This is a genomic window from Blastococcus sp. SYSU D00669 (assembly GCF_054050715.1).
In genome coordinates, this window is record NZ_JBJGZV010000009.1 from 36,955 (window position 1) to 60,477 (window position 23,523).

Sequence of the window (23,523 nt, forward strand, 5' to 3'; positions counted from 1 at the left end):
CGCGAACCCGGTTGTCGGCTCGGGGACAATGGGCGGTGTGAGCGATCCACGCACGACCGGCCCCTTCGCGGCCCTGCCCCCGCAGGTCGACCTGCCCGCCCTCGAGCAGGAGATCCTGCAGCGCTGGGAGGCGGACAAGGTCTTCGCCCGCTCGCTGGAGGCCTCGGCCGGCCGGCCGCAGTGGAACTTCTACGAGGGCCCGCCGACGGCGAACGGCCGGCCGGGGACGCACCACATCGAGGCGCGCGCGTTCAAGGACATCTTCCCGCGGTTCAAGACCATGCAGGGCTGGCACGTGCCCCGCCGGGCGGGCTGGGACTGCCACGGCCTGCCGGTGGAGATCGCCGTCGAGCAGGAGCTCGGCTTCGCCGGCAAGCCGGACATCGAGCGCTACGGCATCGCCGAGTTCAACGCCCGCTGCCGGGAGTCGGTGGAGCGCCACGTCGACGCGTTCACCGAGCTGACCCGCCGCATGGGCTACTGGGTCGACCTGTCCACCGCCTACTGGACGATGGACCCGTCCTACATCGAGAGCGTCTGGTGGTCGCTCAAGCAGGTCTTCGAGAAGGGCCTGCTGGTGGAGGACCACCGGGTCGCCCCCTACTGCCCGCGGTGCGGCACCGGGCTCTCCGACCACGAGGTCGCCCAGGGCTACGAGTCGATCACCGACCCGTCGGTGTACGTGCGGCTGCCGGTCACCAGCGGCGAGTGGGCCGGCCGCGCCGACCTGCTCGTCTGGACGACGACGCCGTGGACGCTGCCGTCGAACACCGCCGTCGCCGTCCACCCCGACGTCACCTACGTCGTCGCACGATCGAAGGACCCCGACCACCCGGGCACCGTCGTCGTCGCCGAGCCGCTGCTGGGCGCCGTCTTCGGCGACCTCGACGACGTCGAGGTGCTGGCGCGCACGACCGGCCGCGACTGGGAGCGGGTGCGCTACCAGCGGCCGTTCGAGCTGGTCGAGTTCCCCGAGGGGGACGCGCACTACGTCGTCCTGGCCGACTACGTGACCACCGAGGACGGCACCGGGCTGGTGCACCAGGCGCCGGCGTTCGGCGCCGACGACCTCGCCGTCTGCCGCGCCTACGGGATGCCGGTGGTCAACCCGATCGACCCGTCCGGGCACTTCCTGCCCGAGGTGGGCCTGGTCGGCGGCCACTTCTTCAAGGCGGCCGACCCCGCGCTGGTCGAGGACCTGAAGAAGCGCGGCCTGCTGTGGCGGGAGCAGCGCTACGAGCACAGCTATCCGCACTGCTGGCGGTGCCACACGCCGCTGATGTACTACGCGCAGCCGTCCTGGTACATCCGGACCAGCGCGATCAAGGACGAGCTGCTCGCCGAGAACGAGCGGACGAACTGGTACCCCGAGACGATCAAGTGGGGCCGGTACGGGGACTGGCTGCGCAACAACGTCGACTGGGCGCTCTCCCGCGACCGCTACTGGGGCACGCCCCTGCCGATCTGGCGCAACGACGAGGACCCCTCCCGGATGCTCGCCGTCGGCTCGCTGGCCGAGCTGTCGGAGCTGACCGGCCGCGACCTGGCGGGCCTCGACCCGCACCGGCCGTTCATCGACGACGTCACCTTCACGGTGCCGGGCGAGCCGGGCACCTACCGGCGCGTGCCGCAGGTCATCGACGCCTGGTACGACTCCGGCTCGATGCCCTTCGCGCAGTGGGGCGCGCCGTACCGCGACGCCGAGGAGTTCGACCAGGCCTACCCGGCGCAGTTCATCTGCGAGGCGATCGACCAGACCCGCGGGTGGTTCTACTCGCTGATGGCGGTGGGCACGCTCGTCTTCGGGAGGAACTCGTACGAGAACGTGCTCGTGCTCGGCCACATCCTGGCCGAGGACGGCCGGAAGATGAGCAAGCACCTCGGCAACATCCTCGAGCCGATCCCGCTCATGGACCGGCACGGCGCCGACGCCGTGCGCTGGTTCATGCTGGCCGGCGGCTCGCCGTGGGGGGCCCGCCGGGTCGGGCACGAGACGCTCTCCGAGGTGGTCCGCAAGGTGCTGCTGACCTACTGGAACACCGCCTCGTTCTTCACGCTCTACGCGGAGACCAACGGCTGGGACCCGGCCTCGTCGCCGGCCCCGGCGGCGGCCGAGCGGCCGCTGCTGGACCGGTGGGCACTGGCCGAGCTGGCGCGCGTCACCGCCGGGGTCACCGACGCGCTGGAGGACTTCGACACCCAGGGCGCCGGGCGGCTGATCGCGCAGTTCGTCGACGACCTGTCCAACTGGTACGTCCGGCGGTCCCGGCGGCGGTTCTGGGACGGCGACCCGGCCGCGCTGGCCACGCTGCACGAGGTGCTGCACGTGCTCACCCGGTTGATGGCGCCGTTCACGCCGTTCGTGACCGAGGAGGTGTGGCAGCGGGCCGTGGTCCCCGGCCTCGGTGACGCGGCGGACTCGGTGCACCTGTCCGCGTGGCCGGCCGTCGACGAGTCGGCCCGCGACGACGCGCTGGTCGAGCAGGTCGCGCTGGTGCGGCGGCTGGTCGAGCTGGGCCGGTCGGCCCGCACGTCGGCGAAGGTGCGCACCCGGCAGCCGCTGGCGCGGGCGCTGGTCGCCGCGCCGGGCTGGCGCGAGCTGCCCCGCGACCTGGTGGCCGAGGTGGCCGACGAGCTGAACGTCGCCGAGCTGGTGGAGCTGTCCTCGGTCGAGGGCGGTCTGGTCGACGTCACCGTGAAGGTCGACTTCCGCGCCGTCGGCCGCCGGCTGGGCGGTCAGGTGCAGGCGGTGGCCAAGGCGGTCGCCGCGGCCGACGCGGCACCGCTCGTCGCCGCCTACCGGGCCGGCACCGCGTCGGTCGAGGTGGACGGCGCCGGCGTGCCGCTCGTCGAGGGCGACCTGGTGGTGACCGAGACGCCCCGCGAGGGCTGGACGGTGGCCAGCGGCGGCGGCCTGACGGTCGCGCTGGACCTCACGCTCACCCCCGAGCTGGAGCGCGCCGGGCTGGTCCGCGAGGTGGTGCGGCTGGTCCAGGAGGCGCGCAAGTCCAGCGGCCTGGAGGTCAGCGACCGGATCGAGCTCTGGTGGACCGCCGACACCGACCGCATGCGGACGGCGCTCGCCGAGCACGAGGCCTCCTGGACCGGTGAGGTGCTGGCGACGACCGTGCACGCCGGCGAGGAGGGTCCGGGCACGGCGGTCGAGGGCCCCGACGGCGCCCGCCTCTGGCTCGCCCGGGCCTGACCCGCGGGACCCGGGCGCGCGTCGTCCCGGGGGTGTGCGAGCGACGTCGCGGGCGTAGCCTCTGGCCGTCTCCTCCAAGCCCTGCACCGGACGGGCGGCATGGTCGGCGCTCTGCTCCACCTCGGGCTCGTCACGGCGGGCCTCGTGGCCGCGTTCGCCCTGCTCGACCTGCTGCTCCGGTGGTTCAGCGGGCAGCTGCGGATCCAGCGGTCGGCCCGCCTCCGGGACCGTCCGCCGGCCGAACCGCCCCGCCGGCCGATCGAGCTGGTCGCGGCCGACGTGCGCCGGCTCTCCCGGCAGCTCGACCGCATCCCGGCCGGTGCACCGCAGGCTCGGCGGCGCGGGCTGCAGGCCGCCTACGAGGACGTCCTCGTCGAGGCCGCGCGGCTGCTGGAGGTGCCGCACACGCTCCGCGTCCTGCCGGCGGGGCGCGCCCGCGACGCCGAGCGGCGCCGGCTCGAGATCGCCCTGGCCGCGGCCGGGTTGCGCACCGTCCTCTGACCCCCCGCCGGAACGCTCAGTCGCGCTCGGCGCCGCCGTAGTGGACGGCTGCCCAGCCCGGGTGGCCCACGTAGCCGGGGTCCTCGAGCAGGGACGAGTGCCGCGGGCACACGCCTTCGATCGAGTACCGGATCAGCAGGCCGTGGTCGTGCTGGGTCTCCTCGGTGGTGGGCGCGCCGCTCCACTGCCCGGCGAACGAGTCGAGGAGCTCGGCGATGGAGCGGTGCTCCAGCGACCGGCACATCCCCCGCATCTGCTCGACCGTCTGCGCGTCCGAGTACGGCCAGCCGGCGAGGGCGTGCTCCCGGATCGCCTCGACGGCACGCGCCTCCGGCGACCGCTCGGCGCAGGCGGCCGTCACGAGCACCCCCAGGACCACCGCGACCGACCGCCGCATCGCTCTCTCCGCACCGCCGCTGCTCCGTCGGCAACGTACCGCCCCGGCCGGTGCACGCACGGCTCCCGGAGCGGTTCAGGCCTTGCGGCGGGCCCGCTCGCGGTCGGCTGTGCGCCGGTCGGGCTCGCAGATCCCGCAGGGGGTGAAGCCGTCGGTGCGGGCCTCGTCCAGGGGCAGCGGGATGGCGGTCGCGCCGGCCAGCCGGGGGCAGTCGGCCAGGTGGTAGCGCGGGTGCTCGTCGACGACGAACACCTCGTCCTTGAGGTCGACGACCAGCAGCAGGTCGGTGACCTCGACGTCCTCGACGGGCGGCTCCCCGTCGTCGGCCGTCGGCCCGGTCGCCGCGTGGACACCGCTCGCGGCGTGGGCGCCGGTCGGCGGTCCGTCGAGGGCCGGCTCGACGGCGGGCGGCTCCGGGGCGGCCGGCTCCTCGGCGGCCTCCTCGCCGGCGGCCTCCGGCTCCCGCTCCGGTGCGGTGTCGTCCTCGGACCGGGGCGCGGCCGGCTCCCGGGCGGCGCGGGCCTCGCGGGCCGGCCGGTCCTCCGTGCCCGCGCGGGGCGGCGCGGCCGCTCGCGACGTCCCGGCCGACGCCGCCGACAGCCCGCGCCGGGACAGGACGAGCAGGACGGCGGCGAGGACGCAGACCGCGACCGTGGCCCAGTACAGCTCCGTGGTGCCGGTGGCCAGGCCCGCCACGAACAGCCCGAGACCGACCAGCACCAGCAGCCCCGCAGCCAAGATCACGCCCGCACCCTATCCGCGCCGCACGCCGACGGCCCTGCGGACACGGGGTCCGCAGGGCCGTCGGCGGGGTCCTTCTGTCAGGCGGGGGCGTGCTGGTTCTGCCTGCTGCCCAGCGCGGGCTCGGCGGAACCACGGCTGTCCAGGTCGCGCAGGTGCGACTCCAGGTAGGACCGCAGCCGGGTGCGGTACTCGCGCTCGAAGGTGCGCAGCTCCTCGATCTTGCGCTCGAGGCTGGTGCGCTTCTCCTCCAGCGTGCTGACCGACTCGGCGTGCCGGCGCTCGGCGTCCTGCTCGAGGGCGGCGGCCTTGGCGCGGGCCTCGCGCTCCATGGTCTCGGCGCGGGTGCGGGCGTCGCCGACCATCGAGTCGGCGCGGTGCTTGGCCTCGCTGACCATCTGCTCGCTCTTGGCGCGCGCGTCGGCCATCAGCCGCTCGCTGTTGGTCTTGGCGCTGACCAGCATCTGCTCGGCCTGGGTCTTGGCCTCGTTGACGTACCGGTCGGCGGTCTCGGTGGCGAGGGCCAGCATCCGCGAGGCGCGGGCGCTGTCGTCCTCGCGGGGGGCCTGCACCGGCGGCGGCGGGGGCGCCTGCACGACCGGGGCGGCCACCGGCTCGGGCCGCTCGGCGGGAGCACGGCCGCCGCTGGCGCGCAGCTCGTTGTTCTCCTCGATCAGGCGGGCGAGCTCGGCCTCGACGACGTCGAGGAAGGCGTCGACCTCGTCCTCGTCGTAGCCCCGCTTGCCGATCGGCGGCTTCTTGAAGACGACGTTGTGCACGTCGGCAGGCGTGAGTGGCATCGCAGGTCACCTCGGGTCGGACGGCGGGAACAGGATCGTTCTCGGACGGTCGGCGGCTGTTCGCGCCCGTCCGGAGACCCCGAACCCGGGGGGATCAACGGTCACGCCGTGATGGCGAGTCGGGTCGTGATGCCACGCAGGATGAACACGGCCAGCAACAGCACCATAAACCCGAGGTCCAACCGGATGGACCCCAGGTTCAGAGGCGGGATGACCTTGCGGATGGCCTTCAGCGGGGGGTCCGTGGTCGAGTACACGACCTCGAGACCCGCCGCGACCAGGCCCTGCGGGCGCCAGCTCCGGGCGAGCACCATCACCCAGTCGACCACGAACCGGGCGAAGAGCAGCACGAGGAAGACGAGCAGCACCGAGGAGACGATCTGCCAGAAGAGAGCCACGGTCCTCGCTCGTTCGGGGCACCTCGCGTGCCGTTTGCACCGGTCCTGCTACGCCGTCAGGACTGGTCGAAGAACCCGCCGTCGCGGATCCGCGCCTTGTCCTCGGCGGTCACGTCGACGTCCCTGGGGCTGAGAAGGAACACCTTGGCCGTGACGCGCTCGATACTACCGCGCAGACCGAAGATGAGTCCCGCGGCGAAGTCGACCAGTCGCTTCGCGTCGGCGTCGTCCAGCTCGGTGAGGTTCATGATGACCGCACCGCCCTCGCGGAAGCGCTCGCCGATCTGGCGGGCGTCGTTGTAGGTGCGCGGGTGCACGGTGGTGATCCGGTACGGCTCCTTGACGGCCGGCGCCGGCTCCGGCGCGGCCACCGGCTCGCGCACCGCGAGGCCCGCGGCCCCCGCGGTGGCGGTCGGGCCGCCGGCCATCGCGCTCACGCGCGTGGCGCCCGACGCGGGCGCGGCCGGGGTCGCGGGGGCCAGGCCGAGCGGCCGCGCGCCGACCGGGCGGCGGGAGCTCACCGGCTCCGGCTCGCGGGCCGCGGGCAGCTCCTCGGCCTCGAGCTCGTCGTCGGCGTAGCCCGCGGCGCGGTAGCGGTCGTCGGCGTAGCCGCGCTCGGCGTAGTCGTCGGCGTAGTCCGCGCCGCGGTAACGGGAGTCCTCGTAGCGGGAGTCCTCGTAGCGGGCGTAGCGACGGTCGTGGTCCGGGTGGTCGGACTGGCGGGCGTCGTACCGGCCGTACGCCCGGGCGTCGTCGTCCTCGACGAGCCCGAGATAGATCCCCATCCTCCGCATGGCTCCGGCCATCGGACCTCCCCCTCTACTGGTGTCCTCAGCGTCGCGGTCGTTCGTCAACTTCGTCCAACGAGGCATCACGCTTCTGGGTCGTCCGTGGCCCGTGTGACTGGTGTGACTCGTGTGGTTGGGATCCCCCGATCCTCCGAGGAGGGTAGAGCCCGCTCGCCGAAGATCGCGGTTCCGACACGCACGAGCGTGGCGCCGGCTGCGATCGCCTGCTCCAGGTCGCCGCTCATGCCCGCCGAGAGCTCGACCGCCCCGGGGTGGTCGGCCCGCACGCGCTCGGCGAGGGCGGCCAGGCGGGCGAACGCGGGGGCTGGATCGGCTCCCCGGGGGGCGACGGCCATGAGCCCCCGCAGCCGGAGGCCGGGCAGCCCGGCCACGGCGTCGGCCAGCCCGGGCAGGGCGGCCGGGTCGACGCCGCCGCGGGCCGCCTCCTCCCCCGCCGGCCCGCCGAGGTCGACCTGTAGGAGGACGTCCACCGGCCGGCCGGCCGCCTCCCCCGCGCGGGCCAGGGTCTCGGCCAGCGGGAGGCGGTCCACGGAGTGCACGACCGCGCCGAGCCGCGCGACGGCGGCGGCCTTGTTGCGCTGCAGCTGGCCGATGAAGTGCCACCGCAGCGGGAGGTCGGTCAGCGCGGCCGCCTTGCCGAGCAGCTCCTGGGCGCGGTTCTCCCCCACGTCGAGGTGGCCCAGCCCGGCGAGGGCCCGGACGTCCTCGGCGGGGCGGGTCTTGCTCACCGCGACCAGCCGGACGCCCGCGGGGTCCCGGCCGGCGGCGCGGGCGGCCGCGGCGATCCGCTCGGTGACGGCGCGCAGGTGCTGCTCGAGGGGGGACGCGGGCACGGCAGCGATCCTCGCAGCCGCGCGCGCGCCGCTGCTCATGCCCGGAACGTCACGAGAGGAACACCACCCCGGCCTGCCGGCCGGTGACGCCGTCGCGGCGGTGGGAGAAGAGGAAGCGGTCCTCGACGGTGCAGCGCGGGTCGTGCACCACCTGGCCGACGCCGGCCCGGCCGAGCTGCTCGGCCACGCCGGCGCGCAGGTCCAGACCCGGGGTGCCCCGCCGGGTGCGCACCGCCGCGCCGGGCACCACGCGGGCCACCTCGGCCTGCAGGGCGGCCGGCACTTCGTAGCAGGCGCCGCAGACCGACGGCCCGAGCAGGGCGGTGATCGCGCGCGCACGGGCGCCGAGCCGGCCCATGGCGGCCAGCGCGGCGGGCACCACCTTCTTCCGCACGCCCTCGCGGCCCGCGTGCACGGCGGCGACCACGCCGGCCTCGGCGTCGGAGAGCAGCACCGGCACGCAGTCGGCGACGAGGACGCAGAGCACCAGGCCCCGCTCGGCGGTGACGAGCGCGTCGGTGTCGGGCACCGGCGCGTCCTGCGGGCCGTCGACGACGGCGACGCCGGCACCGTGCACCTGGGTCATCCAGACCAGCTGCTCGCCGGGGACGCCGAGCTCGTGGGCGAGGCGCTCGCGGTTGGCCGCGACGGCGGCGGGGTCGTCGCCGACGTGCGCGCCCAGGTTGAACGAGTCGTACGGCGACGAGGACCGGCCGCCCCGCCGATCGGTGACGACCTTGCGGGGTCGCACCGCCGACGGGGCGGCCGGGGACGTGCCGGGGGGCTGCGTCATCAGTTGCGGAGGAACTCCGGGATGTCCAGCTCCTCCTCGAAGTCCTCGCTGGACAGCGGGCGGCGGCCGTTGACCGGCCCCGGGATCGGCGGCAGCGGCGGCACCGTCAGCGGCGCACCGCCGGTGGCCGTGCGCGGGGTGACCGGCGGGGCGGCGGCCGGCGGGGTCGCCGGCGCGACCGGCGCGGGGGCCGGCGGCGTCGCGGCCACCGGCGAGCCGACCAGCCGCTCGCCCGTGGTCAGCGGCGCCGGGGGCGCGGCCGGGGTGCGGTGCGGCAGGCCCGGGGTGAAGGCCCCCGCGGCCGACGTCCCGGCCGGGACGGTGGCGACGCCGGAGTCCTTGCGGTTGCTCGGCTTGCCGCCGTCGAAGCCGGCGGCGATGACGGTCACCCGCACCTCGTCACCCAGGGCGTCGTCGATGACGGCACCGAAGATGATGTTGGCGTCGGAGTGCGCGGCGTCGGAGACCAGCGAGGCCGCCTCGTTGATCTCGAACAGGCCGAGGTCGGAACCGCCGGAGATCGACAGCAGGACGCCGTGGGCGCCCTCCATGGAGGCCTCCAGCAGCGGGCTGGCGATCGCCTGCTCCGCGGCGAGCAGCGCGCGGTTGTCCCCGCGCGCGCTGCCGATGCCCATCAGCGCCGAGCCCGCCCCCGACATGACCGACTTCACGTCGGCGAAGTCGAGGTTGATCAGGCCGGGCGTGGTGATCAGGTCGGTGATGCCCTGGACACCGGAGAGCAGCACCTGGTCGGCGGTGCGGAAGGCGTCCATGACGCTGACGTTGCGGTCGCCGAGCTGGAGCAGCCGGTCGTTGGGGATGACGATCAGCGTGTCGCACTCGTTGCGCAGCTCCTCGATGCCGGCCTCGGCCTGCACCGCCCGCCGCTTGCCCTCGAAGGCGAACGGCCGGGTGACGACGCCGATGGTCAGCGCGCCGAGCTTGCGGGCGATCGAGGCCACGACGGGCGCGCCACCGGTGCCGGTGCCGCCGCCCTCCCCCGCGGTCACGAAGACCATGTCGGCGCCCTTGAGCACCTCCTCGATCTCCTCGCGGTGGTCCTCGGCGGCCTGGCGGCCCACGTCGGGCTGCGCGCCGGCGCCGAGACCCCGGGTCAGCTCCCGGCCGACGTCGAGCTTGACGTCGGCGTCGCTCATCAGCAGCGCCTGGGCGTCGGTGTTGATGGCGATGAACTCGACCCCCTTGAGGCCGACCTCGATCATCCGGTTGACCGCGTTCACCCCGCCGCCGCCGATGCCGACGACCTTGATGACCGCTAGATAGTTGTGCGGAGGTGTCATGCGGCGCTCCCCAACTGGACCCTCATCCTCAAGTACAGGCTTACAGTTATGTCAACTCGGTCGACGGAGAGGAAGTTAGGCAGGCGGTCGGGGCGGCACAAACACCCTCGCTCGGTCGGCGTGTCGGTGTCGTGCGATCTCACCGAACTCTCCCGACCCGTTCGTCACATGCGAATCACGAGGTGTGACGACCCGCCAGGGAAACGTCTCATGTCCGGCTCCATGCTGCGGCGCGCCGGGGACGGCCACCGCTGCAGATCTCTTCGCCGCCCCGGGCGTGTCGCGCGTGTCGCGCGTGTCGGCCGGGACGGGTGTGACGATCCCTCGAGTCAGGCTCGCGGGATGCGCCCGAGCAGGTAGAACTCGTCGTTCGGCGGGATCGCCGCCCAGTGCGCGAGCCGGTTGGAGTAGGCGAACAGGCCGACGATCGCGCCGACGTCCCAGACGTCGTCCTCGGTGAGGCCCTGCTCGCGCAGCCGGTCGAGGTCGGCGGCGGTCACGGCGGCCGGCTCGACGGCCAGCCGGACGGCTACCTCGAGGACGACGTGCATCCGCGGGGGCAGCGGCGCCTTGCGCCAGTCGACGGCGACCTGGTCGGCCAGGTGGGGGTCGCGGGTGCGGATGCGCGCGATCGCCCCGTGGGCGATGACGCAGTACAGGCAGTCGTTGGCCGCGCTCGTCGCGACGACGACCAGCTCCCGGTCGCCCTTGGACAGCGCCGGGGTGTCCTTGTCCATCAGCGCGTCGTGCAGCGCGAAGAACGCCGCCGCCTCGGCCGGGCGCCACGCCAGGGCGCCGAAGACGTTCGGCAGGAAGCCCGACCGTTCCTCGACGTCGGCGTAGCGCTCCTGCAGCTCGGGTGCGAGGTCGGACCGGGGCGGGACGGGGAACCGGCTGATCGGGACGCTCATGGCGCCATGGTCGACGGGTGGCCCGCGGAGCACCAGCGCGGCCCGGTGATGTGCTGCAGCGGGCCCTTCTACGGGCGGAGCACCACCGCGGACGGCGCGCTGACGTCGATCGTCGCCGCCGGCTCGAGCCTGCCGGCCTCCAACTGGTCGAGCAGGGCGGTGAGCACGCGGCCCTTCGCCTCGCTCTCCCCCGCCTCACCCCACAGCACGGTGGTGCCGTCGGTGAGCGTCAGCGTCACCTCGCCGTCGTCGTCGGCCGCGGCCTCGGCGAGCTGATCCCGGACGGCCGCCGGCAGCGCCGCCAGCGCCGCCAGGCCGGCCCGCGTCGCCGCGTCGTCCGGGCCGGGGGCGGCCACGTCGAGCGGCACCACGCCGTCGGGCGCCGGGCCCGTGATGGTGTCGAAGAGCACGCCCTCGGCGTCGACGAGCACCCGCTGCCCGTCGCTGCCGACGACGGCGAGCGGTACCCGCTCGACCACCGTGACGACGACGCTGGACGGCCAGCCGCGGGTGACCTGCACCGACGCGACCTGCGGCAGGCGGGCCACGCGGGCGCGGGCCGCGTCGAGGTCCACCCGCAGCAGCGGCGTGCCGGTCGCGACGCCGGCGGCGTCGCGGACCTCCTCGGCGGTCAGCGACCCGGCGCCGTCGACCTGCACCGTGCGGACGGCGAGCAGCGGGCTGGCCCAGACGACCCAGGCGACGGTGGCCAGCAGCGGCAGCACGAGCAGCACCCGCAGCCGGCGGGCGCGGCGGCTGCGCTCGCGGCGGGGCCGCTCCGGGCGCCGGTCGCGGGCCGGCGCCGGCCGCGCCGCGGGTGCCCCCCGGGCGGCGCGGTCGCGGGTGGTGGTCCCCGGGCGGCTCACGGGCCGTCCGCGGGGTCGGGGACACGCCGGAGCGCCTCGAGCACCTCCGGTCCCACCATCGAGACGTCGCCGGCGCCCATGGTCACGACGAGGTCGCCCGGGCGGGCGCGGGCGGCCAGCGCCGGCGCCGCGGCCGACCACGACGGCTCGAAGTGCACCCGCTCCGGCGGCAGCGGCACGGCGTCGGCGACCAGCGCCCCGGTGACGCCGGGGACGGGGTCCTCCCGGGCGCCGTACACGTCCATGACGACGACCTCGTCGGCCAGCCCCAGCGCGTCGCCGAAGCCGTCGGCGAACTCACGGGTGCGGCTGTACAGGTGCGGCTGGAAGGCCACCACCAGCCGACCGTCGCCGGCCACCGCGCGGGCGGCGGCCAGCTGCGCGCGCACCTCGGTCGGGTGGTGGGCGTAGTCGTCGTAGACCCGCACCCCGGCGACGACGCCCTTGAGCTCGAAGCGGCGGTGCACCCCGCCGAAGCGGCCCAGCCCCTCGACCAGGCCGTCGGCCGGCAGGCCGAGCTCCGTGCCGGCCAGGAGCGCGGCGGCGCTGTTGCGGGCCATGTGCGCACCGGGCACCTGGATGCGCACCCGCCCGAGCACCCGGCCGTCGAGCACCGCCGTCCAGCTGGTGCCGTCCGGCGCCACGGCGAGGTCGAGGATGCGCAGGTCGGCGTCCTCGGCCGTGCCGTAGGTGCGCACACGGGCCTTCCCGGGCACCCGGGCCAGCCGGGCGGCGCCCGGGTCGTCGGCGCAGACGACGACGAAGCCGTCGGGGTCGACGGTCTGCAGGAACCGGTCGAAGGCGGCCTCGACGGCGGCGAGGTCGCCGTAGTTGTCCAGGTGGTCGGCCTCGACGTTGGTGACGATCGCGGCGTGCGGGGACAGCAGGAGGAACGACCGGTCGCTCTCGTCGGCCTCGGCGACGAAGACGTCACCCTCCCCCGCGTGCGCGTTGCTCCCCGACTCGTTGAGGTTGCCGCCGATGGCGAACGAGGCGTCGACACCGCACGCCTGCACGGCGACGGTCAGCATCGAGGTGGTCGAGGTCTTGCCGTGGGTGCCGGCCACCGCGACGCTGCGCCGGCCGGCCATGACCGCGGCCAGCGCCACCGCCCGGGGCAGCACGCGCAGCCCCCGCGCGCGGGCCTCGGCCAGCTCCGGGTTGTCGTCGCGGATGGCGGTGGAGACGACGACGGTGTCGGCGTCCCCCAGGTGGGCCGGGTCGTGGCCGACCTCCACGCGGGCGCCGAGGGCGCGCAGCGCGAGCAGGGTGGGGGTGTCGCGCCGGTCGCTGCCGGAGACGCGCACGCCGCGGGCCAGCAGGATGCGGGCGATGCCGCTCATCCCGGCGCCGCCGATGCCGACGAAGTGGACGGCGCCGAGCTCCTCGAGGGAGGGCACGGGGTCCTTCCAGGCGGCGACGTCAGCGGCGGCCACGGGCAGCCACCTCCAGCACGATGTCGGCGAGCCGCTCGTCGGCGTCGGGCGACCCGGCCGCCTTCGCGCCGCGGGCGTACCCGGCCAGCGCGTCGGGGTCGGTGAGCAGCGGGACGAGCGTCCGCTCGATCCAGGCGGGGCCCAGCTCGGCGTCGTCGACCAGCAGGCCGCCGCCGGCGTCGACCAGCGGCAGGGCGTTGCGGCGCTGCTCGCCGTTGCCGATGGGCAGCGGCACGAAGGCGGCCGGCAGCCCGACGGCGGCCAGTTCGGCGACGGTGACGGCGCCCGCCCGGCACAGGGCGAGGTCGGCGGCGGCGTAGGCGAGGTCCATGCGTTCCAGGTAGTCGACCACGACGTAGGGCGGCGCGCCCGCCGGGCGGGCCGGGACCGTGACGTCGGTGTTCTTCGGGCCCCGGGCGTGCAGCACCTGCACACCGGCCGCGGTGAGCGCGTCGGCGGCGGCGACGGCGGCGCGGTTGAGCGAGGCGGCACCCTGCGAGCCGCCGAAGACCAGCAGCGTCGGCCGGTCGGCGTCCAGGCCGAACCCGGCGCGGGCCTCGGCCCGGCGGGCGGCCCGGTCGAGGCCGCTGATCGTGCGCCGCAGGGGCATGCCGAGGTGCTCGCCGCGGTGCAACGGGGTGCCGGGCACGGTGACCGCCACCCGCGCGGCCAGCCGGGCACCGATGCGGTTGGCCAGCCCGGGCAGGGCGTTCTGCTCGTGCACGACCACCGGTACCCCTGCCCGGCGCGCGGCCAGGTACGCCGGCAGCGCCACGTACCCGCCGAAGCCCACCACCACGTCGGCCCGCAGCTCGCGCAGCAGCGCCGTGGTCTCGCGGACGGCACCGACGACCCGGCCGGGCACCTTGAGCAGGTCGGGGGTGGGCTTGCGCGGCAGCGGGACCGGCGGGATCAGCCGCAGGTCGTAGCCGCGGGCCGGCACCAGCCGGGTCTCCATGCCCCGGGCGGTGCCGAGGCAGGTGATCCGCAGGTCGCCGTCCCCCCGCCCGCGCAGCGCGTCGGCCAGCGCCAGCATCGGCTCGATGTGCCCGCCGGTGCCGCCGCCGGCCAGCACGACGCTCGTCCCCGCGCTCACCGTGGCCTCCCCGGGCGGCGGGACGCGGCCGGCCCGGCCGCGGTGCCCGGTCCGGGCACCGGCCGCCGCGGCGCGCTGCGGGACCGTTCGTCCGCGGGCGGCCGGGGGCGGCCGCCGGTGCGCGGCGCCGTCCGGTCGCGCGGCTCCCCGCCGGGCACCCGGGTGAGCGTGCGCGCGCCGGCGACGGCCGGACGGCGGGCGGCCCGGCCCTCGGCGCCGGGAGCCGGACGGCGCCGCGGCGGCCGCACGGGGTCGACCGGCTGCGCCGGCACGGGCAGCAGCCAGCGGGACAGCCGGCCGCGCGCGTGGCGCTGGGCGGACTCGATCGCCGCCGGCTCGGAGCGGGCGAAGCGGACGAGCAGCCCGACGATGAACAGGGTGAGCACCAGCGAGGTGCCGCCGGCCGAGACCAGCGGCAGCGTGACGCCGGTGACCGGCAGCAGCCCGACCACGTAGCCCATGTTCATCGCCGCCTGCCCGACCAGCCACGTGGTGATGGCCACGCTGGCCAGCTGGACGAACCGGTCGGTCGAGCGGCGGGCGATCCGGAAGCCGGCGTAGGCGAGCACGCCGTACAGCGTGACGACCACCAGGCAGCCGAGGAAACCGAGCTCCTCGCCGATGATCGCGAAGATGTAGTCCGAGTCGCCGTAGGGCAGCAGGCCCCACTTCATCCGGCTGTTGCCGAGGCCGACCCCCCAGAAGCCGCCGGTGGCCAGCGCGTAGAGGCCGCGGACCGCCTGGTAGCCGGAGTCGGTCGGGTCGGCGAACGGGTCGAGGAACGAGGTCACGCGCGCCCACCGGTACGGCTCGCTGACCAGGTAGGCGATGCCGGCCAGGCCGACGCCGGCCAGCCCCAGCCAGACCTTCAGCCGGGCGCCGCCGGCCCACAGCAGCGCCACCAGGATGATCGCGAAGGTGATCACGCCGCCGAAGTCCGGCTCGGCCAGCAGCAGCAGGGAGACCAGCCCGAAGGCCGGCACCAGCGGCATGAGCAGCGAGCGCGTCGTCAGGTAGCGGTCGCGCTTGGCGAGCACGTTCGCACCCCACAGCGCGAAGGCCAGCTTGGCCGGCTCGGACGGCTGCAGGTGGGCGAAGCCGAGGTCGAACCACTGCCGGGCGCCGTTGAGCTTCACGCCGACGACCAGCACGAGGACCAGCGCGAGCAGCGCCCCGACCATCGCCCAGCCGGACCAGCGCCGCAGGAAGCGCACCGGCAGCCGCAGGGCGACCAGCAGCGCCACCCAGCCGATCGCCGCCCAGGTGAGCTGCTCGACCCCCGGGGTCCAGGCCGGCTTCTCGTCGAGGGCCGCGGTCACCGACGCGGCGGAGAACACCATGACCAGGCCGATCGCCAGCAGCAGCCCGGCCGCGCCGAGGACCAGGTGGCAGCTGGTCATCGGCCCGTCGAGCCACTCCGGCGGCTGCAGCCGGCGGACGCGGTACCGGCGCGCGGTGGGTGCGGCGGGCGGCGGGGCGGACCCGGGGCGGCGCACGGTGGCGGTCATCGCGGCCTCAGCCCAGCGCGCGCACCGCGTCGGCGAAGGCGCGGCCCCGGTGCGCGTAGTCGGTGAACACGTCCATGGAGGCCGCCGCCGGCGCCAGCAGCACGGTGTCGCCGGGCCTCGCCAGCCGCGCGGCCTCGGCCACGACCTGCCGCATCGTCGCCTCCGCGTCCATCCCCTCATCGTCGCCGCTGGGGACCTCGACGACGGGCAGCCCGGGGGCGTGTCGCGCCAGCGAGCGGGCGTACGCGGCCCGGTCGCGGCCCAGCAGCACCGCCCCGGCCAGCCGCGGCGCCACCTCGGCGACCAGCGGGTCGACGTCGGCACCCTTGAGCAGCCCGCCGGCGATCCACACGACGCGCGGGTAGGCGGCCAGCGAGGCGGCCGCGGCGTGCGGGTTGGTGGCCTTGCTGTCGTCGACGTAGTCCACGCCGCCGACCGTGCCCACCCGGACGTTGCGGTGGGCGCCGCCGCGGAAGCCCGCGAGCCCCCGCCCGACGGCCTCGGCCGGCACGCCGGCCGCGCGGCCGAGCGCGGCGGCAACGAGCGCGTTGACGACGTTGTGCGGGCCGCTGACCTGCAGCGCGTCGCGGGCGAGGAGCTCCTCCCCCGCCGGGTCGGCGGCGAACGCGCGGTCGACCAGGACGCCGTCGCGGACCCCCAACTGGCCCGGTGCCGGCGCGCCGAGGGTGACGGTCACCGGGTGCGGGTGGGCGGCGACGAGCCCGGCGGCCACCGGGTCGGCGGCGTCGGCGACGGCGACCGGGGCCCCGCGCAGGATGCGGGCCTTGGCGTCGCGGTAGGCGGCGAACGACCCGTGCCAGTCGACGTGGTCGTCGGCGACGTTGAGGATCGCGGCCGCGGCCGGGGCCAGCGACGACGACCAGTGCAGCTGGAAGCTGGAGAGCTCCACGGCGACGGCGTCGTAGGCCGGGGCGCCGTCCGCCCCCGTCTCGGTCACCACCTCGACCAGCGGCCGCCCGACGTTGCCGGCCGCCACCGCGTGCCGGCCGCCGGCGAGCAGCACCGCCTCGAGCATGGTCACCGTCGTCGTCTTGCCGTTGGTGCCGGTGACCGCCAGCCACGGCGCCGGTTCTCCCCCACCCACCCCGCGCGCGCGGAGGCGCCAGGCCAGCTCCGGCTCGCCGATCACCTCCACGCCGCGGCGGGCGGCGTCGGCCAGCAGGGGCGCGTCGGGCCGCCAGCCGGGCGAGGTGACCACCAGGTCGGTGCCCGGCGGCACCTCGGCGAGCGCGCCCAGCCACTCCGCGCCGCCCTCGAGCAGCGGGTCGACGGCGGCGGGGCGGGCGGCGTCGGCGAGCAGCACCCGCGCGCCGCGGGTCAGCAGCACCCGGGCCGCCGCGGCCCCGGAGACCCCGAGGCCAGCGACGAGCACCGTCCGGCCGGACAGCTCCGTCATAGCCCCACGAAGGCGAGCCAGTCGGCGTAGAAGAGGCCGATGCCGAACGCCACCGCCATGCCGGTGACCAGCCAGAACCGCACGATGACGGTGTTCTCGCTCCAGCCGGCGAGCTCGAAGTGGTGGTGCAGCGGCGCCATCCGGAACACCCGGCGCCGGGTGGCGCGGAAGAACGCCACCTGGATGACCACCGACAGCGTGACCGCCACGAACAGCCCGCCGAGGACGACGAGCAGCAGCTCGGTGCGGGTGACGACGGCCAGGCCCGAGAGCAGGCCGCCGAGGGCCAGCGAGCCGGTGTCGCCCATGAAGATCCGGGCCGGGCTGGTGTTCCACCACAGGAAGCCGAGGCAGGCACCGAGCGCAGCGGCCGCGACGAGCGTGATGTCGAGCGGGTCGCGGACGGCGTAGCAGCCGTCGATGAGCTCGTTCGTGCAGTCGTGGGTGAACTGCCAGAAGGAGATGAAGACGTAGGCGGCGAAGACCATCGCCGCGCAGCCCGAGGCCAGGCCGTCGAGGCCGTCGGTGAGGTTGACCGCGTTGGAGAACCCGGCGATGAACAGGTAGGCCAGGATCACGAAGCCGACCGCGCCCAGCTCCAGCTGCAGGATGTCCCGGACGAAGGAGACGCTGGTCGACGCCGGGGTCAGCCCGTCGCCGTCCTCGAAGTTCAGCGCCAGGACCGCGAAGCTGACGCCCACGACGAGCTGGCCGACCAGCTTGGCGGTCTTGTTCAGCCCGAGGCTGCGCCGGTGCCGGATCTTGAGGTAGTCGTCGAGGAAGCCGACGGTGCCCAGCCCGACCATGAGGTAGAGCAGCAGCCAGCCGGTGGTGGTGATCCCGCGGCCGGGCTGGCCCATGAGGAACAGGTGGGCGACCAGGTAGCCGCCGACCGTCGCCGCCACGATGACGGTGCCGCCCATGGTGGGCGTGCCCTTCTTGGACAGGTGGGTCTCCGGGCCGTCGTCCCGGATCTCCTGGCCCAGCCCGTGCTTGCGGAAGGCGCGGATGGCGAGCGGGGTCAGCAGGATCGAGAAGATCAGCCCGAAGCCGCTCGCGAAGAGGACTGACCTCACGCGCCCGCCCCGGTCGACGACAGCGCGGGCGCGGCTGGGTCGGGCACGTGCACTGACTCCTCTCCCGGCCGCACCCCGGCGGCTCGAGCCCCTGACGACACGGCCCCGCGGGACATGCCTACACCGTGGGCGGGGGCGGCGCCCCGGCGGGTTCGGCTCACGCCGTGGTCCCGGCGGCCAGCGGGGTGAGCGCGTCGCGCAGCACCTCGCGGTCGTCGAACGGGGTGACGACGCCGGCGACCTCCTGGCCGCTCTCGTGCCCCTTGCCGGCCACCAGCACCGTGTCGCCGGGCCGGGCCAGCCCGACGGCGGTGGCGATGGCGGTGCGCCGGTCGCCGACCTCGAGCACCTCGGCCCGCTCGGGGTCGGGCACCTCCCGGGTGCCGGCCAGCATCGCGGCGCGGATCGCGGCGGGGTCCTCCGAGCGCGGGTTGTCGTCGGTGACGACGAGGACGTCGCTGCCGGCCGCCGCGGCGGCGCCCATGCCGGCGCGCTTGCCGGGGTCGCGGTCGCCGCCGCAGCCGAGCACGGTGATCACCCGGCCGGTCGTCGAGCCGCGCAGCGCGTCCAGCGCCGTCCGGACGGCGTCGGGGGTGTGCGCGTAGTCGACCACGGCGACGAACGGCTGCCCGGCGTCGACCGGCTCCATCCGGCCCGGGACGACGGTGGTCGCGATGCCGGCCAGCGCGGTGGCCGGGTCGACGCCCACCGCGTCGAGCAGCGCCACGGCGAGGACGGCGTTGGCCACGTTGAACCGCCCCGGCAGGCGGACCCGGCCCGGCCAGCTGCGCCCGCCGGGGCCGTGCAGCGTGAAGGTGGAGCCGCCGTCGGGGGCCGCGGCGATGCCGGTCGCCGTCCAGTCGGCGTCGGCCCCCGAGCTCGACACGGTGACCGGGCGCGGCCGGCCCGGCCGGTTGAGGAGGCGGCGGCCGTAGGCGTCGTCGACGTCGACCACCTCGGCGTCGGCGCGGCCGTCGAAGAGCAGCGCCTTGGCGCGGAAGTACTCCTCGAGGTCGCCGTGGAAGTCGAGGTGGTCCTGGCTGAGGTTGGTGAAGCCCGCGACGGCGAACCGCAGCCCGCCGACCCGCCCCTGCACCAGCGCGTGGCTGGAGACCTCCATGACGACGGCCTCGACGCCGGACTCGGCCATGCCGGCCAGCAGCGCGTGCAGCACCGGGGCCTCGGGCGTGGTGCGGGCGCTTGGCACCGCGACGGGGACGCCGTCCCGGCCGCGGGTGCGGGTCTGCACGGTGCCGATCAGGCCGGTGGCCCGCCCGGCGGCGGCGAACCCCGCCTCGACCAGGTAGCTCGTCGTCGTCTTGCCGTTGGTGCCGGTGATGCCGACGACGGTCAGCCGGCTGCCCGGGTCGCCGTACACGCGGGCGGCGACGGCGCCGAGCACGGCGCGCGGGTCGTCGACCACGCACACGGGCAGCCCGCTCGCGGCGGCGTCGTCCCGGCCGGCGGGGTCGGTGAGGACGGCGACGGCCCCGCGCGCGACCGCGTCGGGCAGGTAGCGGACGCCGTGCGTGCGGGCGCCGGGGAGGGCGGCGTAGAGGTCGCCGGGCTGCACCTCGGTGGAGGCGAGGGTGACCCCGGTGACCGCCGTCGCGGGGTCGGGTCCGGCGACGGGCCGGCCGACGAGATCGGCCAGCTCGGCGAGCGGCAACGGCCGGGTACCCGCAGGTCGGGGCACCGACCCGGGGGCGGTCGGGATCACGGGGCTCCAATCTACCGGCGCGGGCGTCCACGGCCCGGCAACCGACCGGGGCGCGCGCGCCTCAGGGGCCGGTGAGCTGGAAGTCCGGCCGCGGCGTCCCCGACGGCACGATGCCGCCGGCGGTGAGCGCCTGCCGCATGATGTCGGCGAAGACCGGGGCGGCTACCTGGCCGCCCTCCTCCGAGCTGGTGGGGCGCTCGAGGTCGACCGCGACGACGTACTGGGGGTCGTCGGCCGGCGCGAAGCCGACGAACGTCGTCACGTACCCGCCGCCGGCGTAGCCGCCGGTGTCGGGGTTGGCGCGCTGGGCGGTGCCGGTCTTGCCGGCCACCCGGAAGCCCTCGACCGCCGCCAGGGGCGCGGTGCCGCCCTCGCCGACGACGGCCTCGAGCATGTAGGCCATGTCCTCGGCGGTGGCCTCGCTGATGACGCGGGTCCCCTCGGGCGCGGTCTCCCGGGTCACGGTGCCGTCGGCCGCGGTGACCGACTCGACGACCCGGGGCGGGATCCGCACGCCGCCGTTGGCGATGGCCTGGTACACCGACGCCATCTGCAGCGTGGTCACCGAGACGCCCTGCCCGATCGGGACGTTGGCCGCGCGGCTCTCCGTCCAGTCGGCGGAGTCCTGCAGGATGCCGTCGCTCTCCCCGGGCAGTTCGATGCCGGTGGCGCTGCCGATGCCGAAGGCCCGCAGGTACCGCTCGAGGGTCTCGTCGCCCACCTCGCGGGCCAGCATGATCGTGCCGACGTTGCTGGACTTGGCCAGGATGCCGGTGACCGTCCAGTCGATCGGCTCGTGGTCGTGCGCGTCGGTGACCACCCGGTCGCCGGCCTGGATGTGGCCGTCGACGGTGAGCACCGTGTCCGGGGTGGCCACGCCCTCCTCCAGCGCCGCGGCGAGGGTCACCGCCTTCATCACCGAACCGGGCTCGAAGACGTCGGACACCACGGGGTTGCCCAGCAGGTCCGGGTCGGTCTGCGAGTACTCGCCCGGGTCGTAGCCGGGGCAGGAGGCCATCGCGACCACCTGGCCGGTGCGCACGTCGAGGACGACGGCCGAGGCGCGGGTCGTGGCGCCGTCGGCGCACGCCTCGGCGAGCCGCTGCTCGGTCACGTACTGCAGGTCCTGGTCGAGGGTGAGGGTGACCGTGCTGCCGTCGACGGCCGAGGTGGACTCGTCGATCCCCGACGGGATCGGGTTGCCGCCGGTGCCCACCTCGACCCGGCGCTCGCCGTCGGTGCCGGCCAGGTCGTCCTGGAAGCGCCGCTCGACCCCGGCCAGCCCCTCGCCGTCGCGGCCGACGAAGCCGACCACCTGGCCGCCGACGAACCCCGCCGGGTACAGCCGCAGCGGGTCGTCCTCGAAGAAGATGCCGCCGAGCTCCAGCTCGGAGATCTGGTCGGTCACCTCGGGCAGGACCTGCCTGGCGAGGACGGCGTAGCGGCTGTCCGCCGACAGCTCCTCGGTCAGCTCGGAGACCGGGACGTCGAGCAGCGTGGTCAGCGCCAGCGCGGTGCGCTCGGGGTCGGCGATCACCGTGGGGTCGGCGACCACCCGCGAGGCGTCGACGGTGTAGGCGAACGGGTTGCCGTCGCGGTCGACGATCTCGCCGCGCAGCGCGGCGATGGGATAGGTGCGCAGCCGGTCCTGCTGGGCGGCGGTGGCGTAGTCGCCGCCGTCGACGCCTTGGAGGAAGACCAGGCGGACCAGCACCAGCGTGAGCAGCAGGACGAGGGCGATCAACCCCCACCGGTTGCGGCGGCCGCGCTGCTCGATCGTCAGGCCGCCGGAGCTGCGCCGGCTGCCCGGCGGGCGGCGCGGGGTGAACGGGCTGGTGCCGCGCGGCGACGGCGGGCGGCCGGCCGGGCGCGGCGGACGCAGGGTGCTCGACACGGTCAGTCCACCCCCGACGCGCCGTCGTCCGACGGGTCCGGCGCGGGTTCCGGCTCACCGCGGACGGTGGAGCTGCCGTCGGGCTCGACCACCAGGTAGGCGGGCGGGCCGGCGGGCACCAGCCCCTCCTCCGCCGCCGCGCGGGCCAGTTCGGCCGGGGTGTTCCCCTGCACCACCCGCTGCTCGAGACGCTGGACGTCCTCCTGCCGCTGCGCGTTCTCGGTGCGCAGCTGGGTGGCCTTGAGCGAGTCGACCGCGATCGCGGTGTTGAGGAACAGCAGGCCCAGCGTCGTGGCGAGCAGCATGACCACGACCAGGAGCACGAACGGCGCGCGCCGCCGGGGCGTCGTCCGGGGGCGGCGGGCGGCCTCGCCGGCCGGCACCAGCCAGAGGTCCGGCCGCGTCGGGGTGCTGCGGGTGGCGCGGCCGGCGGCCCCGGTGGCGCTGGAGGGGCGGAGGTTCCCGGTGCGGACCACGCCGGTGCGGTGGGTCCGGGTGCGCGGCGCCGTCGTCCTCGGGGTCGCCTTCGGGGTCGTCGTCCTCGGGGTCGCCTTCGGGGTGCCGGACGGCGTCGCCGGGCGGCGGGCGGGCGTGGTCACGCGGCCCGCCGGGTGCGCTCGGCCGCGCGGACGCGGGCGGAGGCCGCGCGCGGGTTGGCCGCGGCCTCGGCGTCGGACGGCGCCTCGCCGCCGCGGGTCAGCAGCCGCAGCACCGGGCGGTGCTCGGGCAGCGGCACCGGCATGCCCGGCGGGGTGGAGTCGGTGGCGCCGGCGGCGAGGGTCTGCTTGACGAGCCGGTCCTCGAGGGAGTGGAACGTGATCACGGCGATCCGCCCGCCGACGGCCAGCGCGTCCAGCGCCGCCGGCAGGGCGCGGCGCAGGGCGCCCAGCTCGTCGTTGACCTCGATCCGCAGCGCCTGGAAGGTGCGCTTGGCCGGGTGCCCGCCGGTGCGGCGGGTGGCCGCCGGGATGGACTCGCGGACCAGCTCGGCCAGCCGCCCGGTGCCGGTGAACGGCTCGCGGTCCCGCTCGCGGACGATCGCGGCGGCGATCCGGGAGGCGAAGCGCTCCTCGCCGTACTCGCGCAGCACCCGCGCCAGCTCGCGGGCCGGGTAGGTGTTGACGACGTCGGCGGCCGACCGGGGCGCAGTGGGGTCCATGCGCATGTCGAGGGGGGCGTCGGCGGCGTAGCTGAAGCCGCGCTCGGGGCGGTCCAGCTGCAGCGAGGAGACGCCGAGGTCGAACAGCACCGCCTGCACCTCGGTCAGGCCGAGCCGGTCGAGGACGTCGGGCAGCTCGTCGAAGACGGCGGGGACGACGGTGGCCCGGTCGGCGACGCCCGCGGCCGCCAGCCGGCGCCCGGCCTCCGCCCGCGCCTCGGGGTCGCGGTCGAGCCCCACCAGCCGCAGCCCGGGGTGGGCGGTGAGCAGGGCCAGCGAGTGACCGGCCAGGCCGAGGGTGGCGTCGACGAGCACGGCGCCGTCGGCGGCGCAGGCGGGGCCGAGCAGCTCGAGGACCCGGTCGAGCAGCACGGGCACGTGCACCGGCGGCGCGTGCTCCTGGCTGCTCATCGTCGACTGCCTCTCGAACGGGTCGGGCGGCGTCCCCCGATGGTGACGGAGGGACGCGGCGGACTGTGGGAGCCCGGCGGCGAGGCGCGCGGATCGGCGCAGGGGTGCGGCCGAGGTGGGGCGGAGTGGGGGAAGTGGAGCCGAGTGGGGTGGCGTCCCGAGCCGGACGGGGGAGCCCGTCCCCCGCGGGGCCCGCCTGGCGCCGGGGAAGTGCGTCAGGTGGGGCCCCGCGGGGACGGGGTGGTCCGCCG

Annotated in this window: 21 protein-coding genes; 2 read left to right on the forward strand and 19 right to left on the reverse strand. The window is 75.9% G+C overall.

Features of this window, described 5'->3' with window-relative positions:
• Positions 1-37 precede the first annotated feature (37 nt).
• Together ileS and ACI8AF_RS08530 are read left to right on the forward strand one after the other, a co-directional pair.
• The gene (gene ileS, locus ACI8AF_RS08525; RefSeq protein WP_456539259.1) at positions 38-3,205 is read left to right on the forward strand and encodes an isoleucine--tRNA ligase; all 3,168 of its coding nucleotides are present in this window, start codon (positions 38-40) and stop codon (positions 3,203-3,205) included.
• 99 nt (positions 3,206-3,304) lie between these two features.
• A complete protein-coding gene (locus ACI8AF_RS08530) occupies positions 3,305-3,706 on the forward strand; it encodes a hypothetical protein (RefSeq protein WP_456539260.1) in 402 nt (133 codons plus the stop codon).
• A gap of 16 nt (positions 3,707-3,722) precedes the next feature.
• Here the strand turns inward: ACI8AF_RS08530 and ACI8AF_RS08535 are convergent, their stop codons facing one another.
• The 19 genes from ACI8AF_RS08535 to rsmH all read right to left on the reverse strand — a co-directional run bounded on the left by ACI8AF_RS08535 (position 3,723) and on the right by rsmH (position 23,272).
• Entirely contained in the window at positions 3,723-4,103 is a 381-nt protein-coding gene (locus ACI8AF_RS08535) for a hypothetical protein (RefSeq protein ID WP_456539261.1), read from the reverse strand.
• Positions 4,104-4,178: 75 nt separating this feature from the next.
• The gene (locus tag ACI8AF_RS08540; protein WP_456539262.1) at positions 4,179-4,847 is read right to left on the reverse strand and encodes a hypothetical protein; all 669 of its coding nucleotides are present in this window, start codon (positions 4,845-4,847) and stop codon (positions 4,179-4,181) included.
• Positions 4,848-4,924: 77 nt separating this feature from the next.
• Positions 4,925-5,644 carry a DivIVA-like cell division protein Wag31 gene (gene wag31, locus ACI8AF_RS08545; RefSeq protein ID WP_456539263.1) on the reverse strand — a complete coding sequence of 240 codons (720 nt, stop codon included), beginning with the start codon at positions 5,642-5,644 and terminating at the stop codon, positions 4,925-4,927.
• Positions 5,645-5,745: 101 nt separating this feature from the next.
• The gene (locus tag ACI8AF_RS08550) at positions 5,746-6,042 is read right to left on the reverse strand and encodes a YggT family protein (RefSeq protein WP_456539264.1); all 297 of its coding nucleotides are present in this window, start codon (positions 6,040-6,042) and stop codon (positions 5,746-5,748) included.
• A 56-nt stretch (positions 6,043-6,098) separates the two neighbouring features.
• The gene (locus ACI8AF_RS08555; RefSeq protein WP_456539265.1) at positions 6,099-6,848 is read right to left on the reverse strand and encodes a cell division protein SepF; all 750 of its coding nucleotides are present in this window, start codon (positions 6,846-6,848) and stop codon (positions 6,099-6,101) included.
• A gap of 65 nt (positions 6,849-6,913) precedes the next feature.
• The gene (locus ACI8AF_RS08560; protein ID WP_456539266.1) at positions 6,914-7,684 is read right to left on the reverse strand and encodes a YggS family pyridoxal phosphate-dependent enzyme; all 771 of its coding nucleotides are present in this window, start codon (positions 7,682-7,684) and stop codon (positions 6,914-6,916) included.
• Positions 7,685-7,733: 49 nt separating this feature from the next.
• The gene (gene pgeF / locus ACI8AF_RS08565; RefSeq protein ID WP_456539267.1) at positions 7,734-8,477 is read right to left on the reverse strand and encodes a peptidoglycan editing factor PgeF; all 744 of its coding nucleotides are present in this window, start codon (positions 8,475-8,477) and stop codon (positions 7,734-7,736) included.
• Complete coding sequence (ftsZ, locus tag ACI8AF_RS08570; RefSeq protein WP_456539268.1) at positions 8,477-9,778, reverse strand: cell division protein FtsZ; 1,302 nt, start codon at positions 9,776-9,778, stop codon at positions 8,477-8,479. Before ftsZ ends, pgeF begins: the two co-directional genes overlap by 1 nt.
• 329 nt (positions 9,779-10,107) lie before the next feature.
• The gene (locus tag ACI8AF_RS08575; RefSeq protein ID WP_456539269.1) at positions 10,108-10,689 is read right to left on the reverse strand and encodes a peroxidase-related enzyme; all 582 of its coding nucleotides are present in this window, start codon (positions 10,687-10,689) and stop codon (positions 10,108-10,110) included.
• A 68-nt stretch (positions 10,690-10,757) separates the two neighbouring features.
• On the reverse strand, positions 10,758-11,555 hold the full coding sequence (locus ACI8AF_RS08580; protein WP_456539270.1) for a cell division protein FtsQ/DivIB: 798 nt from the start codon (positions 11,553-11,555) through the stop codon (positions 10,758-10,760).
• The gene (gene murC / locus ACI8AF_RS08585; RefSeq protein ID WP_456539271.1) at positions 11,552-12,991 is read right to left on the reverse strand and encodes a UDP-N-acetylmuramate--L-alanine ligase; all 1,440 of its coding nucleotides are present in this window, start codon (positions 12,989-12,991) and stop codon (positions 11,552-11,554) included. Before murC ends, ACI8AF_RS08580 begins: the two co-directional genes overlap by 4 nt.
• Positions 12,978-14,087: an undecaprenyldiphospho-muramoylpentapeptide beta-N-acetylglucosaminyltransferase gene (gene murG / locus ACI8AF_RS08590; protein ID WP_456539272.1), complete on the reverse strand. Its 1,110-nt coding sequence runs from the start codon at positions 14,085-14,087 to the stop codon at positions 12,978-12,980. The genes murC and murG overlap by 14 nt, the downstream gene beginning before the upstream one ends.
• Entirely contained in the window at positions 14,084-15,595 is a 1,512-nt protein-coding gene (ftsW, locus tag ACI8AF_RS08595; RefSeq protein WP_456539273.1) for a putative lipid II flippase FtsW, read from the reverse strand. Before ftsW ends, murG begins: the two co-directional genes overlap by 4 nt.
• A 7-nt stretch (positions 15,596-15,602) precedes the next feature.
• Positions 15,603-17,012, reverse strand: a complete 1,410-nt coding sequence (murD, locus tag ACI8AF_RS08600; protein WP_456539274.1) for a UDP-N-acetylmuramoyl-L-alanine--D-glutamate ligase — start codon at positions 17,010-17,012, stop codon at positions 15,603-15,605.
• Entirely contained in the window at positions 17,009-18,088 is a 1,080-nt protein-coding gene (gene mraY / locus ACI8AF_RS08605) for a phospho-N-acetylmuramoyl-pentapeptide-transferase (protein ID WP_456539275.1), read from the reverse strand. Before mraY ends, murD begins: the two co-directional genes overlap by 4 nt.
• A 157-nt stretch (positions 18,089-18,245) precedes the next feature.
• Positions 18,246-19,808 carry a UDP-N-acetylmuramoyl-L-alanyl-D-glutamate--2,6-diaminopimelate ligase gene (locus ACI8AF_RS08610; protein ID WP_456539276.1) on the reverse strand — a complete coding sequence of 521 codons (1,563 nt, stop codon included), beginning with the start codon at positions 19,806-19,808 and terminating at the stop codon, positions 18,246-18,248.
• A 61-nt stretch (positions 19,809-19,869) separates the two neighbouring features.
• Complete coding sequence (locus ACI8AF_RS08615) at positions 19,870-21,702, reverse strand: peptidoglycan D,D-transpeptidase FtsI family protein (RefSeq protein WP_456539277.1); 1,833 nt, start codon at positions 21,700-21,702, stop codon at positions 19,870-19,872.
• Positions 21,703-21,704: 2 nt separating this feature from the next.
• Positions 21,705-22,301, reverse strand: a complete 597-nt coding sequence (locus ACI8AF_RS08620) for a hypothetical protein (protein ID WP_456539278.1) — start codon at positions 22,299-22,301, stop codon at positions 21,705-21,707.
• The gene (gene rsmH, locus ACI8AF_RS08625) at positions 22,298-23,272 is read right to left on the reverse strand and encodes a 16S rRNA (cytosine(1402)-N(4))-methyltransferase RsmH (RefSeq protein ID WP_456539279.1); all 975 of its coding nucleotides are present in this window, start codon (positions 23,270-23,272) and stop codon (positions 22,298-22,300) included. The genes ACI8AF_RS08620 and rsmH overlap by 4 nt, the downstream gene beginning before the upstream one ends.
• Positions 23,273-23,523: the final 251 nt, after the last annotated feature.

What these genes read in the sequence shown, in the direction of transcription:
- ACI8AF_RS08530 (WP_456539260.1), top strand. Translation starts at nt 3,305, where the DNA reads ATGGTCGGCGCTCTGCTCCACCTCGGGCTCGTCACGGCGGGCCTCGTG.
- ftsW (WP_456539273.1), bottom strand. Translation starts at nt 15,595, where the DNA reads ATGACCGCCACCGTGCGCCGCCCCGGGTCCGCCCCGCCGCCCGCCGCA.
- ftsZ (WP_456539268.1), bottom strand. Translation starts at nt 9,778, where the DNA reads ATGACACCTCCGCACAACTATCTAGCGGTCATCAAGGTCGTCGGCATC.
- murD (WP_456539274.1), bottom strand. Translation starts at nt 17,012, where the DNA reads ATGACGGAGCTGTCCGGCCGGACGGTGCTCGTCGCTGGCCTCGGGGTC.
- ACI8AF_RS08555 (WP_456539265.1), bottom strand. Translation starts at nt 6,848, where the DNA reads ATGGCCGGAGCCATGCGGAGGATGGGGATCTATCTCGGGCTCGTCGAG.
- pgeF (WP_456539267.1), bottom strand. Translation starts at nt 8,477, where the DNA reads ATGACGCAGCCCCCCGGCACGTCCCCGGCCGCCCCGTCGGCGGTGCGA.
- ACI8AF_RS08575 (WP_456539269.1), bottom strand. Translation starts at nt 10,689, where the DNA reads ATGAGCGTCCCGATCAGCCGGTTCCCCGTCCCGCCCCGGTCCGACCTC.
- wag31 (WP_456539263.1), bottom strand. Translation starts at nt 5,644, where the DNA reads ATGCCACTCACGCCTGCCGACGTGCACAACGTCGTCTTCAAGAAGCCG.
- rsmH (WP_456539279.1), bottom strand. Translation starts at nt 23,272, where the DNA reads ATGAGCAGCCAGGAGCACGCGCCGCCGGTGCACGTGCCCGTGCTGCTC.
- ACI8AF_RS08535 (WP_456539261.1), bottom strand. Translation starts at nt 4,103, where the DNA reads ATGCGGCGGTCGGTCGCGGTGGTCCTGGGGGTGCTCGTGACGGCCGCC.